At 41.4% G+C, this 14,140-nt stretch carries 15 protein-coding genes; 11 read left to right on the plus strand and 4 right to left on the minus strand.

Features of this window, described 5'->3' with window-relative positions; translation table 11 throughout:
• From M1G12_RS07615 to M1G12_RS07625, 3 genes are all read left to right on the plus strand, one after another.
• A partial coding sequence (locus M1G12_RS07615) for an LPXTG cell wall anchor domain-containing protein (RefSeq protein WP_247949651.1) occupies positions 1-459 on the plus strand: 459 nt, incomplete at its 5' end.
• Positions 460-604: 145 nt separating this feature from the next.
• Positions 605-1,168, plus strand: a complete 564-nt coding sequence (locus tag M1G12_RS07620) for a sugar O-acetyltransferase (protein WP_247949652.1) — start codon at positions 605-607, stop codon at positions 1,166-1,168.
• A 155-nt stretch (positions 1,169-1,323) separates the two neighbouring features.
• Complete coding sequence (locus M1G12_RS07625; RefSeq protein WP_247949653.1) at positions 1,324-2,535, plus strand: carbohydrate-binding domain-containing protein; 1,212 nt, start codon at positions 1,324-1,326, stop codon at positions 2,533-2,535.
• A gap of 62 nt (positions 2,536-2,597) precedes the next feature.
• Here M1G12_RS07625 and M1G12_RS07630 read toward each other — a convergent pair whose 3' ends face one another.
• The 3 genes from M1G12_RS07630 to M1G12_RS07640 form a co-directional block, all read right to left on the minus strand.
• Complete coding sequence (locus M1G12_RS07630) at positions 2,598-2,801, minus strand: CsbD family protein (protein ID WP_006153995.1); 204 nt, start codon at positions 2,799-2,801, stop codon at positions 2,598-2,600.
• A gap of 116 nt (positions 2,802-2,917) precedes the next feature.
• Complete coding sequence (locus tag M1G12_RS07635; protein WP_006154046.1) at positions 2,918-3,550, minus strand: DUF421 domain-containing protein; 633 nt, start codon at positions 3,548-3,550, stop codon at positions 2,918-2,920.
• Positions 3,547-3,999, minus strand: coding sequence for a DUF3290 family protein (locus M1G12_RS07640; protein WP_084954163.1), 453 nt, complete (start codon positions 3,997-3,999; stop codon positions 3,547-3,549). The genes M1G12_RS07635 and M1G12_RS07640 overlap by 4 nt, the downstream gene beginning before the upstream one ends.
• A 190-nt stretch (positions 4,000-4,189) precedes the next feature.
• On the opposite strand from M1G12_RS07640, the gene M1G12_RS07645 reads away from it, so the two are divergent.
• From M1G12_RS07645 to rpsD, 8 genes are all read left to right on the plus strand, one after another.
• Positions 4,190-4,954: a nucleoside phosphorylase gene (locus M1G12_RS07645; protein ID WP_084954162.1), complete on the plus strand. Its 765-nt coding sequence runs from the start codon at positions 4,190-4,192 to the stop codon at positions 4,952-4,954.
• Between the two features lie 33 nt (positions 4,955-4,987).
• Entirely contained in the window at positions 4,988-6,367 is a 1,380-nt protein-coding gene (locus M1G12_RS07650) for a TrkH family potassium uptake protein (RefSeq protein WP_247949654.1), read from the plus strand.
• 13 nt (positions 6,368-6,380) lie between these two features.
• Positions 6,381-7,046, plus strand: a complete 666-nt coding sequence (locus tag M1G12_RS07655; RefSeq protein ID WP_084954158.1) for a potassium channel family protein — start codon at positions 6,381-6,383, stop codon at positions 7,044-7,046.
• A 155-nt stretch (positions 7,047-7,201) separates the two neighbouring features.
• The gene (locus M1G12_RS07660) at positions 7,202-8,218 is read left to right on the plus strand and encodes a glycosyltransferase family 2 protein (protein WP_247949655.1); all 1,017 of its coding nucleotides are present in this window, start codon (positions 7,202-7,204) and stop codon (positions 8,216-8,218) included.
• Positions 8,219-8,333: 115 nt separating this feature from the next.
• Complete coding sequence (locus M1G12_RS07665; RefSeq protein ID WP_247949656.1) at positions 8,334-10,163, plus strand: SSURE domain-containing protein; 1,830 nt, start codon at positions 8,334-8,336, stop codon at positions 10,161-10,163.
• Positions 10,164-10,286: 123 nt separating this feature from the next.
• On the plus strand, positions 10,287-10,982 hold the full coding sequence (locus tag M1G12_RS07670) for a response regulator transcription factor (protein WP_247949657.1): 696 nt from the start codon (positions 10,287-10,289) through the stop codon (positions 10,980-10,982).
• Entirely contained in the window at positions 10,982-12,034 is a 1,053-nt protein-coding gene (locus tag M1G12_RS07675; protein WP_084864378.1) for a HAMP domain-containing sensor histidine kinase, read from the plus strand. The genes M1G12_RS07670 and M1G12_RS07675 overlap by 1 nt, the downstream gene beginning before the upstream one ends.
• Positions 12,035-12,228: 194 nt before the next feature.
• Entirely contained in the window at positions 12,229-12,840 is a 612-nt protein-coding gene (gene rpsD, locus M1G12_RS07680) for a 30S ribosomal protein S4 (RefSeq protein WP_000092756.1), read from the plus strand.
• Positions 12,841-12,935: 95 nt separating this feature from the next.
• On the opposite strand, the gene M1G12_RS07685 is transcribed toward rpsD, so the two are convergent.
• Positions 12,936-14,099: a tyrosine-type recombinase/integrase gene (locus tag M1G12_RS07685; RefSeq protein ID WP_247949658.1), complete on the minus strand. Its 1,164-nt coding sequence runs from the start codon at positions 14,097-14,099 to the stop codon at positions 12,936-12,938.
• Between the last annotated feature and the right edge of the window lie 41 nt (positions 14,100-14,140).

Here is a 14,140-nt window from a genome sequence, read left to right on the forward strand (position 1 = left end):
CCAACAGAAGATGGCGAAAATCCTAAGAAAGACATTCCAGGCTACCGCTTCGTAGAGACTAAGAAACTTCCAAACGGCGACACAGAACACGTTTATGAGAAGGTTAAGACTCCAGATCCAGAGCCAACTCCAGATCCAGAGCCAACTCCAGATCCAGAGCCAACTCCAGATCCGAAACCAACTCCAGATCCAGAGCCAACTCCAGATCCAAAACCAACTCCAGATCCAAAGCCAACTCCAGATCCAAAGCCGACTCCAGATCCAAAGCCGACTCCAGATCCAGAACCGACTCCAGATTCAGAAAAACCAGAAGCTCCAGTTAAACCAACTCCAGCTAAGGAAAATGCTCCTCAATTGCCAAATACTGGTACTGAAGATCATGCTAGCCTTGCAGCTCTTGGTTTAGTAGGTGTCTTGAGTGGATTTGGACTTATCGCTCGTAAAAAGAAAGAAGACTAATCAACTCTGTAAAGTAGTGGAAAAGTCACCTTTCTAATTAAAAACTAGTACATCCAAAGATGTACTAGTTTTTTTATCTCTTTGCTGCTTGTTTTAAGGATAGAACTATGCTACAATCTTGTAAAATAAACAAGGATATCAAGATATGAAAAGTGAATACCAAAAAATGATTGCGGGAGAACCCTATCGCCCGTTCGATCCAGAACTTCGTGCTCTAGCACAAATAGCTCGACAAAAGCAAGCTTCCTTTAATGAAGAAGCCAATCCAATAAAAGGTATGGAAATCATCAAAGGCTGGTTTGGTTCAACTGGTGAAAACCTCTATGTCAATACTCGTTTGGTAGTGGATTATGGGGTCAATATTCATTTGGGAGAAAATTTCTATTCCAATTGGAATCTGACCATGTTGGATGTTTGTCCTATTACCATTGGCGACAATGCTATGATTGGTCCTAACTGCCAATTTTTAACACCCCTTCATCCACTGGATCCAGATGAACGAAATTCAGGTTTAGAATTTGGAAAACCAATTACAATCGGTAAGGACTTCTGGGCAGGTGGTAGGGTTATTATCCTTCCAGGTGTTACACTAGGTGATAACGTTGTTGCAGGAGCAGGAGCTGTCATTACTAAATCTTTTGGTGATAATGTAGTTCTGGCAGGCAACCCAGCACGAGTTATCAAAGAAATTCCAGTCAAAGAAAATTAAAAGAACAGCGAAATGCTGTTCTTTTTTTGCACCATAAGCAATGATTGTTAATGAATTTCGGATGGGCTTAAGAAAACTTTCAGAAAAAGTTTAGGCTTATTTTAGGAAAGTCACGTAGACTAAGAGCATGTAAAATGAAAGTCGAGGAAACGAGCATGAAAGCAAAAAAATGGACATTCTTATTAACGAGTATAGCAACTCTAGCACTGGTAACAGCTTGTACCCAGTCAACTTCAAATACAAGCAATAGTGCTGCAACAACTACATCCACTACAGATGCTAAGAAAACTAACTATTTCACAGACAAGGACTATGATACTTCTTATGATGAAAAGACAGCAGCAACTGTAACTCTGTCAGGATCAACAGCGAAGGTATCTGGTGACGGAGTTGCCGTATCGGATTCTACCGTCACAATTTCTAAGTCAGGAATCTATGTGATTTATGGTCAATCTGACGGTGTTCAAATCAAGATTGAAGCTGAAAAGACTGATGATGTACATATCGTCCTAAACGGTGTGACTATGACCAACACCAATGCAGCTATTTCCGCTACATCAGCTGGTCATGTTTACCTAACTCTAGCAGATGGCACAACCAATAGCCTCTCAGATTCAGCTTCTAATAGTGATGAAAAAGCTGATGCAGCCCTCTTCTCTAAAGTGGACTTGACCATCAACGGTAAAGGAACTCTCAATGTAGATGGTAAGAAAAACAATGGTATTAAGGCAAATGATACACTTCACATCACAGGTGGAACCTACAACATCACAGCAGTCGGGGATGCCTTTAATGTCAATGATGAATTCAACATTACCGGCACAACCATGACTATCGATGCCAAGGAAGACGGAGTTAAGGTCGACAATGATGAGGACACATCTGTAGGAACCATGTATCTCTCTGATAATACCATCACTGTTACTGCAGGGGACGATGGTATCCACGCATCAGGTGATTTGGTTATTGATAGTGGTACCTATACCGTTAAGAATTCTACAGAAGGACTTGAAGGTAAGTCAATCACTATCAACGGTGGAGACATTACCATATACTCAACAGATGATGGTGTCAATGCGGCCAACAAAAACGCCCAACAAAGTGAAATCTTCTTTGCTATGAATGGTGGGAATTTAACCGTTGAAGTTGGTCAAGGGGACACGGATCCAATTGACTCAAATGGTAACATTACTGTTACGGGAGGGACCATCAAAATGACTGGTCAAACTGGTTTTGACTTTGATGGAACAGCGACTTACACAGGCGGAGACATCTATTTCAATGGTGAAAAACAAACTGAGATTGTCAATTCGATGCCTGGTGGAGGTGGACCTCAAGGGAATGGTGGCCCTGGTGGACGACCATAAAAGAAAATCTCCTTTCTCGAAAGAGAAGGGAGAGTTTCTTATGTTATTAGGACGAGAAAGAATTATTCTCCGTCTTTTTTAAAGATGTTTTTTACGCCAGATACTGCACCTTCGACAGCTTCTTTTGCATCTTCAGCAACTTCTTTAGCTTTTGAAGCTACCTTTTCTGCAGCTCCTTCTGTTTGAGTTTTTGTATCGCCAGTTAGTTTACCAAAGCCTTCTTTAACAGAACCTTTAGCTTGGTTGAATTTTTCTTCGATTGACATGGGGGATACCTCCGTTAATTTTTTGTATTATCTAAATTACATCAGATATTGGTTTAAGTATATACCCTTTTATGCTAAAAAGCAAAAAACTGATACGAAAAGCATCAGTTTATTTTTTAATAGGTTACAACATTCAATTGACCTTTATCATATTCAGCGATAAAGATATTTGAGACTTCTTCGAAACCTTCTTCTTTCAATTTCTCAGTTAGCCACTCCTCGGATTTGCCAATGGTTTCTAGGATTTCAACTTGGACAACACCGTCTGTGATGACTGGGTACTTAGGATTTTCGTCACCCATTCTTACGACAATTAGTTGTCCGTTTTGCTCAATCACAGCTCTCTTGACATCCTTTAATTGAAAGATTCCTTGAGCGCGCAATTTAAGAGCAACATCAGCAGCAGCTAGACCTTTTGAGCGACAGGCTTCTGGATCTAATGTTCCATTTTTAATGATAATCGTAGGTTTTCCGTCAATCAGATGTTTAATGAAGGAAACATTGGTATTCAACCATTTGAGGAGTAAAATGAGAATAGTCCAGATAATGAGGATAACAATGTATTGGATGATGGTGATAGAACTATTGTAGATAACCCCACCGATAATACCCCCGAGAACAAAGTTCTGGATTTGATCTACTGCAGAACTTGGTGCTAAATTTCCTTTACCTGTTACGTTAATAACAAAAACAAGAGAAAGTAGCCCCAAGGCTAATTTAATTGCAATCGTAGCAAAAAAGCTTATCATTTTTCAACCTCCACGAGTTCAACATCTGATTTATAGAGTTCCATTTTTTCTAATAAATAGCTATCTTGGTCAGTCCCGCTAATGGCACGATAAAAATTGTCACCTACTTTAATAATCGCCCCATCAGTCACTGCTGATGTGTTGACATAAACATTTTTCTTATCAACACCTAACTCTTTTGATACAATTTCGATGAAGTGCAAGGAACTACGAAATTGATTATCATTGGATTGGTTGTTTTGAAGATTCGTAATGCTAATCAATACAAAAGCAATTAACGTCAAAATAGAAATGAGCGATAATTCACGGAACTTGCTCCCTTTTTTATCTTTGAAAGCCTTAAATGCAAAGAATCCAGTCACAATCACTAAGAGCGTCGACACAATCATCATGACCCAATTCTGTTGACTAATCTGGCTTAGAACATAGTCATATGAATAGAATTTCATAAGATTTCTCCCTTTTTCAAATTCAATCTATTATACACTAATTCCTAAACTATAGCAATGTTACCATTAGGGGAAAAGCATTTAATTGTTGTTTCATATTTAAAATAAGGTTTTCTGATGTATCTTAGGATTCCGTCTTGACTTTCGTTTAGCTTTTGTTATAATAGTACAAATTTAGAGGAGGTATTCTATGATTCAAAAACATGCTATTCCTATTTTAGAGTTTGATGATAATCCTCAGGCAGTCATTATGCCGAATCATGAAGGCTTGGATTTACAGTTACCAAAGAAGTGCATCTATGCATTTTTGGAGGAGGAGATTGATCGTTATGCTCGAGAAGTAGGAGCAGAGTGCGTTGGCGAGTTCATTTCTGCCACTAAAACCTATCCAGTTTATGTCATGGACTACAAAGGCGAAAAAGTGTGTCTAGCCCAAGCTCCTGTCGGTTCTGCCCCGGCCGCCCAGTTTTTGGATTGGTTGATTGGCTATGGTGTGGAGAAAATTATTTCCACCGGTACTTGTGGCGTGTTAGCGAATATAGAAGAAAATGCCTTTTTGGTTCCAGTCCGAGCGCTACGTGATGAAGGGGCTAGTTACCATTATGCGCCACCTTCTCGTTATATGGATGTACATGTAGAAGCGATTTCTGCTATCGAGCAAGTCTTGGAACAACTAGGTATTCCTTATGAAGAGGTTATGACTTGGACGACAGACGGTTTTTACCGAGAAACGGCTGAAAAGGTGGCTTATCGCAAGGAAGAAGGCTGTGCTGTTGTGGAGATGGAGTGTTCTGCGCTTGCGGCAGTAGCCCAACTGCGTGGGGTTCTCTGGGGAGAATTGTTGTTTACAGCTGATTCCTTAGCAGACTTGGACCAGTACGATAGTCGTGACTGGGGTTCAGAAGCTTTCGAGAAAGCCTTGGAACTCTGCCTTGAGATAGCCTTTCAGATATAGCTACTCTCCTACTTTTTATGGTACAATGGATGTATGTTATTCAAATTATTTGTGAAAAAAATTGAGAGAGCCTTGGGCGGACTTTCGCCAGCTCGTCGTATCTTTTTAAGTTTCGCTGGAGTTATTCTTATAGGCTCTCTTCTTTTGAGTTTGCCTTTTGTTCAGGCAAATGGTTCTCAGGCCACTTATTTTGACCATCTTTTTACGACGGTGTCCATGGTCTGTGTGACTGGCCTTTTTACGCAACCAGTGGCTACGACCTATAATGTCTGGGGGCAGTTGATTTGTATGCTCTTGATACAGATTGGTGGTCTGGGGCTCATGACCTTTATCGGGGTCTTTTATATTCAGGGGAAGCAAAAGCTCAGTCTTCGCAGTCGTGAAACCATTCAGGAGAGTTTTAGTTATGGGGAAAGTAAGTCTTTGAAGTCTTTTATGCGTTCCATCTTTTTGACGACTTTTCTGGTAGAGGGTTTGGGAGCTTTTCTTCTTAGTTTCCGTTTTATTCCTGAGTTTGGCTGGGGGCGAGGCATTTTCACCTCTATCTTTTTAGCCATTTCAGCCTTTTGTAATGCTGGTTTTGATAATTTCGGCAGTAGCAGTTTAGTGGCTTTTCAGACGGATCCCTTGATCAATCTGGTCATTTCTGGCTTGATTATCACAGGTGGTCTTGGCTTTATGGTCTGGTTTGACTTGGCAACCCAGTTTGACAAGAAGAAAAAACGTCGTCTGCGGTTCCACACCAAGCTGGTTCTATTCTTGACTGCAGGGATTTTGCTGTTTGGGACAGTATCCACACTCTTTACGGAGTGGCACAATCCAGGAACCATTGGCAATCTCAGTGTTCCAGAGAAAGTGCTGGTTAGCTTTTTCCAAACCGTTAGCATGAGAACGGCAGGTTTTGCCTCTATTGACTACACTCAAGCTCGGCCTGTGACCTTGTTTATCTATATCCTACAGATGTTTCTTGGAGGAGCGCCTGGAGGGACGGCTGGGGGTCTTAAGATTACGACTTTCTTTGTCTTATTGGTCTTTGCGCGTAGTGAATTGCTGGGCTTACCTCATGCTAATGTTGCGAAGAGAACCATTGAGGCTCGAACAGTCCAAAAATCCTTTAGTGTCTTCATTATCTTTTTGATGACCTTCTTGTTGGGCTTGATGTTGTTGGGAATTACAGCAGAAGGAACACCGCGATTTATCTACCTCATGTTTGAGACCATTTCAGCTCTTGCGACAGTTGGAGTAACGGCAAATCTGACGCCAGAATTGGGCAAGCTAGCTCTTAGCATTGTCATGGTGCTCATGTTTATTGGCCGTATCGGTCCCTTGACCTTGCTGGTTAATCTAGCTGACTACCAGCCTGATAAGAAAGATTTGATTCAGTATATGAAAGCAGATATTAGTATTGGATAAGAAAGGAAGAACTATGTCAGATCGTACGATTGGAATTTTAGGTTTGGGGATTTTCGGGAGTAGTGTCCTGACGGCCCTAGCCAAGCAAGATATGAATATCATTGCCATTGATGACCACGCCGAGCGCATCAATCAATTTGAGCCAGTTTTGGCGCGTGGAGTTGTTGGCGATATTACAGACGAGGAACTCCTCAGAACTGCAGGAATTGATACCTGTGATACGGTTGTAGTGGCAACAGGGGAAAATCTAGAGTCGAGTGTGCTTGCGGTTATGCATTGTAAGAATCTAGGGGTACCAAGGGTTATTGTCAAGGTCAAAAGCCAGACAGCTAAGAAGGTGCTAGAAAAAATCGGTGCTGACTCGGTGATTTCACCTGAGTATGAAATGGGGCAGTCTCTAGCGCAGACCATTCTCTTTCATAATAATGTTGATGTCTTTCAGCTGGATAAAAATGTGTCTATCGTGGAGATGAAAATTCCGAGTGTTTGGGCAGGTCAAAGCCTGAGCCAGCTGGATCTACGTGGCAAATACAATCTCAATGTCCTAGGATTTCGTGAACAAGAAAATTCACCACTGGATGTCCAGTTTGGACCTACTGACCTCTTGAAGGCAGATACCTATATCTTGGCGGTCATTAACAACCAGTATCTAGATGACTTGGCAGAATTAAATTCGTAAGGAGGGGGATCCCCTCTTTTTTGATGTCCAAAATAGCAAATAGAGATAGCAACCCTTGTATTCTAATAAAAGTCCTTCAAAGTCTGGACTTTATGGTAAAATAGAAAGAAGTGACAAGAGAGAAAGAAAAAATCAGTCCCCTAAAGGAGTAGATTATGAAGTTATTGTCTATCGCCATTCCTAGCTATAATGCCGCTGCCTATCTTCATTATTGTGTGGAGTCGCTAGTGATTGGTGGTGAGCAAGTTGAGATTTTGATTATCAATGATGGGTCTCAGGACCAGACTCAGGAAATAGCTGAGCGTTTAGCCAGCAAGTATCCTGGCAACGTTAGAGCTGTTTATCAGGAAAATAAGGGCCATGGCGGTGCGGTCAATCGTGGCTTGGCGGAGGCTTCTGGACGCTATTTTAAAGTAGTGGATAGTGATGACTGGGTGGATCCTCGTGCCTACTTGAAAATTCTTGAAACCTTGCAGGAACTAGAGAACGAGGGGCAGGAAGTTGATGCCTTTGTGACTAATTTTGTATATGAAAAGGAAGGCCAGTCTCGTAAGAAGAGTATGAGTTACGAGTCAGTCTTGCCTGTCCAGCAGATTTTTGGCTGGGATCAGGTTGGAAATTTCTCCAAAGGCCAGTATATCATGATGCACTCGCTGATTTACCGGACAGATTTGTTGCGAGCGAGTCAGTTCCAATTGCCTGAGCATACTTTTTATGTCGATAATCTCTTTGTCTTTACCCCCCTTCAGCAGGTCAAGACCATGTACTATCTGCCTGTCGATTTCTATCGTTATTTGATTGGGCGTGAGGACCAGTCTGTCAATGAGCAAGTGATGATTAAGCGCATTGACCAGCAACTCAAGGTCAATCGACTCTTGGTAGACCAGCTTGATTTGTCCCAAGTGAGTCATCCAACAATGCGAGAATATTTGCTGAATCATATTGAAATCACGACGGTGATTTCCAGCGCCCTGCTCAACCGATCAGGCACAGCAGAGCATCTTGCCAAAAAACGGGAGCTGTGGACCTATATTCAGCAGGAAAATCCAGAGATTTTTCAGGCTATCCGCAAGACCATGCTCAGCCGTTTGACCAAACATTCAGTCTTGCCAGCTCGAAAACTTTCTAATGTCGTCTATCAAATCACCAAATCTGTTTATGGATTTAATTAATATAAGTATTTTATAAGAGGGATTTAAGAAAAATTTTAACTTTTTCTTAATCCTTTTTAATTTTAGGAGATTATACTAGAGTTATCAAATAAAGAAAAACTCTAAGGAGAATCCTATGAAATTCAATCCAAATCAAAGATATACTCGTTGGTCTATCCGCCGTCTTAGTGTCGGTGTTGCCTCAGTTGTTGTAGCCAGTGGCTTCTTTGTCCTAGTTGGTCAACCAAGTTCTGTACGTGCCGATGCGATCAATCCAACCCCTGCTCAAGTTGGGCCAGATGCTACTTCGGTGAGTGAAAAGAGTGATTTACCAGTAGGAGTTCTCAAAGAAGCAGTCGATACAGCTCTTCCTTCAGAACAGGTAGACTCAACACCTAAAGCAAGCTTGGATGCTACAAGTTCTCCAGAAAAAGTGAATGTAGCTGATAAAGACCAAGTGGTGGCGCCAAAAGAAGAAGTGCAAGCAAAATCAGAATCTAAGAAAGAAACAGAGGATGCGGTTAAACCTGCAACAAATTCTGCGCCTACAGTTTCTGGACAAGACCGTGAAGCAAATGAAGCTCAACCAGCCACCACTCCAGCTGAAGTGCAAAAGGGCGTGGCTGACAATACTAAAGACACAGTAGATGTTCCAGCTACTTACTTGGATAAAGCCAACTTCCCAGGCCCATTCACAGCCGGCGTCAACCAAGTTATTCCATACGAATTCTTCGCCGGTGACGGTATGTTAACTCGCCTTATCTTGAAAGCATCCAACAAGGCTCCATGGTCAGACAATGGTTCAGCTAAAAATCCAGCTCTTCCACCAGTAGAAAAATTGGGCAAAGGCCTTTACTTCTATGAAGTAGATTTAGCTGGTACCCAAGGCAAATCAGATAAAGACCTTCTTGACCTCTTAAAACAAAACGGCACTCAAAGCTATAAAGCTACTATCAAAGTATACGGTGCAAAAGATGGCAAGGCTGATTTGACTAATCTCGTAGCGACTAAGGATTTAGATGTCAATTTGAATGGCTTAACTACTCCAGCCGAAGTCCAAAAAGGTGTGGCCGACAACACTAAAGACACAGTAGACGTCCCAGCCACTTACTTGGATAAAGCTAACTTCCCAGGCCCATTCACAGCCAGCGTCAACCAAGTCATACCATACGAATTCTTCGCTGGTGACGGCATGTTGACTCGCCTTATCTTGAAAGCATCAGACAAAGCTCCATGGTCAGACAACGGCTCAGCTAAAAATCCGGCTCTCCCACCAGTAGAGAAATTGGGCAAAGGTCTTTACTTCTATGAAGTAGACTTGGCCGGCACTCAAGGAAAATCTGATAAAGAACTTCTTGACCTCTTGAAACAAAACGGCACTCAAAGTTATAAAGCTACTATCAAAGTGTACGGTGCCAAAGACGGCAAAGCTGATTTGAGCAATCTCGTAGCGACTAAAGAATTGACAGTAAACTTGAATGGACATCAGTCTCTGATTCCGATGCAGTCAGATTTCGTCCCATCTTCTAATGGTTCAGCTATGTCGGATCCAATGATGAATAGTCATCAAGATGCATCTAATATGAAAGCTCAAGTGCCTAGTGCCAATCAAGATGAGATGAAATCTAAAATGCCAGCTGCTAGTCAGGATAAGATGATGCCTAACAAAGAGCAGGACAAAACCATGAATGCTAGCCAGCCTATGGCAACACCAGGCATGAAACAAGCTCAAGCTCAAGCTCAAGCTCAAGCAGCCTCAAGCAAAATGTCTGATGAAGGCAAGATGGTATCTAATAACAAGGTATCAAGTCCAATGATGGCTGATCAAATGAAAGACCAAAAAGACATGCTTCCATATACTGGTGAAGCCCAAACCTCAATGGCTACTCTTGGATTCTTTGGATTAGCCTTGGCCGGCCTGCTAGGTGGACTCGGTTTGAAAGCTAAAAAAGAAGAAAATGACTAGTCTAACTACAGACTTTCTATCTAGGATATGAAAAATCTAGATATCGTTTAGAATGTTCGTAAAGAGATTAAAATAGTGTTATACTATTGTGGTATAGCACTGTTTTTTTCAAAGGAGAGACAGATGGGAAAGACAATTTTACTCGTTGACGACGAGGTAGAAATCACAGATATTCATCAACGTTATCTGGTTCAGGCAGGATATCAGGTTTTGGTGGCCCATGATGGGGTAGAGGCCTTGGAAATCTTCAAGCGAAAACCAATTGATTTGATTATTACAGATATCATGATGCCTCGAATGGATGGTTATGATTTGATTAGTGAGGTTCAGTATCGATCTCCAGATCAGCCTTTTCTCTTTATCACGGCTAAGACTAGCGAGCAGGACAAGATTTACGGTCTGAGCTTAGGGGCAGATGACTTTATTGCCAAGCCCTTTAGCCCTCGTGAGTTGGTTTTGCGTGTCCACAATATCTTGCGTCGCCTTCATCGTGGAGGTGAGACAGAGGTCGTCAGTCTCGGGGATTTACGGATGAATCACGGTAGCCATGAGGTCCAAGTCGGAGATGTGGCGATTGATTTGACAGTCAAATCCTTCGAACTTCTATGGCTTTTAGCCAGCAATCCAGAGCGGGTTTTCTCTAAGACAGACCTCTATGAAAAGGTCTGGCAAGAAGACTACGTAGATGATACCAATACCTTGAATGTTCATATTCATGCTCTTCGACAGGAGTTGGCTAAACATGCTAGTGCAGAAACACCCACCATCAAAACCGTCTGGGGCTTGGGCTACAAAATTGAGAAAGCGCGAGGTAGTTAATGAAATTAAAAAGTTATATTTTAGTGGGGTATGTCATTTCAACACTCCTAACGATTATCGTGGTTTTTTGGGCTGTTCAAAAAATGCTGATTGCGAAAAGCGAGATTTACTTTTTGCTTGGAATGACTATCGTTGCCAGCCTTGTCGGTGCTGGGATTAGTCTCTTTCTCCTGTCGCCTGTCTTTACTTCATTGGGCAAACTCAAGGAACATGCCAAGCGGGTAGCGGACAAGGATTTTTCTTCAAATCTGGAGGTTCAAGGACCTGTAGAATTTCAGCAATTAGGGCAAGCTTTCAATGAAATGTCCCATGATTTGCAGGCCACCTTTGATTCCTTGGAAGAAAGCGAACGAGAAAAGGGCTTGATGATTGCTCAACTTTCGCATGATATCAAGACCCCCATCACTTCGATCCAAGCGACGGTAGAAGGGATTTTGGATGGGGTTATCAAGGAAGGAGAACAGGAGCATTATCTAGCAACCATTGGGCGTCAGACGGAAAGACTCAATAAACTGGTTGAAGAGTTGAATTTTTTGACTCTAAATACAGCTAGAAATCAGATGGAAACGACCAGCAAGGACAGTATTTTTCTGGACCAGCTCTTGATTGAGTGCATGAGTGAATTTCAGTTCTTGATTGAGCAGGAGGAGCGAGATGTTCATTTACAGGTAATCCCAGAATCTGCCCGGATTGAGGGAGATTATGCCAAACTTTCTCGTATCTTGGTGAATCTGGTCAATAATGCTTTTAAGTATTCTGCTCCAGGGACCAAATTGGAAGTGGTGGCTAAGCTGGAAAATAACCAGCTTTCAATCAGTGTGAGCGATGAGGGACAGGGTATTGCCCCAGAGGATTTGGAGAATATTTTCAAACGCCTTTATCGTGTAGAAACTTCGCGTAACATGAAAACAGGTGGTCATGGTCTTGGTCTTGCGATTGCGCGTGAATTGGCCCATCAATTGGGTGGAGAAATTACAGTCAGCAGCCAGTACGGCATCGGAAGTACCTTTACCCTCCTTCTCAATCTCTCTGGCAGTGAAAATAAAGCTTAAACCCCCTTTACAAATCTAGCCATTCATGGTAGAATGGATTTTGTGTGAAATATCAGCAGGAAAGTATGAAGCTCGTCAACAGGTGTCTTATGATAAGTAACCTTGGCTGTTTAGGCGAAGGGCATCTGCACGAATCAGGGCTTTCTAAGTGACTATTTCCACCGAAATATTATTTATATCAGGAGGACATTTACATGTCACGTTATACAGGACCATCTTGGAAACAAGCTCGTCGCCTTGGCCTTTCACTTACAGGTACAGGTAAAGAATTGGCACGTCGTAACTACGTACCAGGACAACACGGACCAAACAACCGTTCTAAATTGTCAGAATACGGTTTGCAATTGGCTGAAAAACAAAAACTTCGTTTCACTTACGGTGTAGGTGAAAAACAATTCCGTAACTTGTTCGTACAAGCTACAAAAATCAAAGGCGGAATCCTAGGTTTCAACTTCATGCTTCTTTTGGAACGTCGTTTGGATAACGTTGTTTACCGTCTTGGTCTTGCGACTACTCGTCGTCAAGCTCGTCAATTCGTAAACCACGGTCACATCCTTGTTGACGGAAAACGCGTTGATATCCCATCATACCGCGTAACTCCAGGTCAAGTGATCTCAGTTCGTGAGAAATCATTGAAAGTTCCAGCTATCCTTGAAGCAGTAGAAGCTACTCTTGGACGTCCAGCATTCGTATCATTCGACGCTGAAAAATTGGAAGGTTCATTGACTCGCTTACCAGAACGCGACGAAATCAACCCAGAAATCAACGAAGCACTTGTCGTTGAATTCTACAACAAAATGCTTTAATTTTAAGATATATCTTACAGAAAGCCTACAACAGTGGGCTTTTTGCTTTGTCTTAAAACGTTGATTTCTGGGTTTGTAATCATTTTTGTCATCACTTATAACGAACTAACAGCTTTCTCATAAAATGAGACGGCTGTTTTTGCTTTTTCTTTGGAGAGATGACTGTAAGTGTCCATAGTCATAGCCAGTGTAGAATGACCTAGACGGTGTTGCAATTCTTTATACGGTATTCCAGAGTTTAGTAAAAGACTAGCGTGTGTGTGTCTAAAACCGTGGAATCCAATATTAGGTACACCAGCATGTTTGAAACGTGTGTTTAAACGAGTTGATAGTGTTTTATTGTTTGGGTATTTATGAATAAAATCTGAGAAGACAACAGTTTCAGTTCGACCAAGTTTCCAAGCTTCTTGTCTTTGTCTTTTTTGATACACTTTTAAGACCTCTATAGTTTGTGGGTCAATATCAATTGTGCGATAACTTGCCTCAGACTTTGGGCTGTTAATCTCACCTAAATGATTTAGTGTCTTTGTAATATTCACAGTTGCATTATGTAGGTCAATATCTGACCAGTGTAGAGCTAAGGCTTCGTTAATACGGCAACCAGTAGCAAGAAGAAACTTATACAAAGTAATTTCATAGATATTTCTATATATTGCTAAGTTAGCCTCTTCTAAATAGCTGAGAAATTGCTTTAACTCTAAGTTATTAAAGTGTTTTACTTTGTTTCTACCCTTTTTTATTTTACGAGGAAGAATAACTTCACGAGCTGGATTTATATCAATAATCTGCATTGTCACAGCATATTGTAGGATACGTTTATTTAGCGCGTGAATTTTATCATAGTGTAGAAATGCACCTTCTTCTCTTTTGTTAGCACGTAGAGCTAGTTGATTAACAATGCGTTGGATAGTTGGAGTAGTTAACTTATCTAACCTATAAGAACCAAATAAAGGAATTACATGGTTAGCTAATAGTCGTTTTACTGAATCTTGCGTATTTGGTTTTACTGTGTGTTGATAGCTTTCCCACCATAGTTGAGCTACTTCTTCATAGCTTGTTAGTGAGATTGTTTCCCTTTTAGTACAGCCATTATTTTGGAATTCAGCCTTAGCTAATTGAGCTTTTTTCTTCAGTTCAGTTTTTGTTCTAGCTGTCAGATTAGCTTGTATTCTTTTTCCAGTTGTCATATCGATACCAAGATATACCCTAGAACGATATACAGTGCTACCATTTTGTTTCTTGATTTCTGCTATTTTCATTTCTTAACCTTTCTAACATCAGTAGGCAAGCTGTAAAAGGT

This window comes from Streptococcus mitis (genome assembly GCF_023110375.1).
In the GTDB taxonomy this organism is placed as follows: Bacteria; Bacillota; Bacilli; order Lactobacillales; family Streptococcaceae; genus Streptococcus; species Streptococcus mitis_CI.

What these genes read in the sequence shown, in the direction of transcription:
- M1G12_RS07620 (WP_247949652.1), top strand. Translation starts at nt 605, where the DNA reads ATGAAAAGTGAATACCAAAAAATGATTGCGGGAGAACCCTATCGCCCG.
- M1G12_RS07625 (WP_247949653.1), top strand. Translation starts at nt 1,324, where the DNA reads ATGAAAGCAAAAAAATGGACATTCTTATTAACGAGTATAGCAACTCTA.
- M1G12_RS07630 (WP_006153995.1), bottom strand. Translation starts at nt 2,801, where the DNA reads ATGTCAATCGAAGAAAAATTCAACCAAGCTAAAGGTTCTGTTAAAGAA.
- M1G12_RS07635 (WP_006154046.1), bottom strand. Translation starts at nt 3,550, where the DNA reads ATGATAAGCTTTTTTGCTACGATTGCAATTAAATTAGCCTTGGGGCTA.
- M1G12_RS07640 (WP_084954163.1), bottom strand. Translation starts at nt 3,999, where the DNA reads ATGAAATTCTATTCATATGACTATGTTCTAAGCCAGATTAGTCAACAG.
- M1G12_RS07645 (WP_084954162.1), top strand. Translation starts at nt 4,190, where the DNA reads ATGATTCAAAAACATGCTATTCCTATTTTAGAGTTTGATGATAATCCT.
- M1G12_RS07650 (WP_247949654.1), top strand. Translation starts at nt 4,988, where the DNA reads ATGTTATTCAAATTATTTGTGAAAAAAATTGAGAGAGCCTTGGGCGGA.
- M1G12_RS07655 (WP_084954158.1), top strand. Translation starts at nt 6,381, where the DNA reads ATGTCAGATCGTACGATTGGAATTTTAGGTTTGGGGATTTTCGGGAGT.
- M1G12_RS07660 (WP_247949655.1), top strand. Translation starts at nt 7,202, where the DNA reads ATGAAGTTATTGTCTATCGCCATTCCTAGCTATAATGCCGCTGCCTAT.
- M1G12_RS07665 (WP_247949656.1), top strand. Translation starts at nt 8,334, where the DNA reads ATGAAATTCAATCCAAATCAAAGATATACTCGTTGGTCTATCCGCCGT.
- M1G12_RS07670 (WP_247949657.1), top strand. Translation starts at nt 10,287, where the DNA reads ATGGGAAAGACAATTTTACTCGTTGACGACGAGGTAGAAATCACAGAT.
- M1G12_RS07675 (WP_084864378.1), top strand. Translation starts at nt 10,982, where the DNA reads ATGAAATTAAAAAGTTATATTTTAGTGGGGTATGTCATTTCAACACTC.
- rpsD (WP_000092756.1), top strand. Translation starts at nt 12,229, where the DNA reads ATGTCACGTTATACAGGACCATCTTGGAAACAAGCTCGTCGCCTTGGC.
- M1G12_RS07685 (WP_247949658.1), bottom strand. Translation starts at nt 14,099, where the DNA reads ATGAAAATAGCAGAAATCAAGAAACAAAATGGTAGCACTGTATATCGT.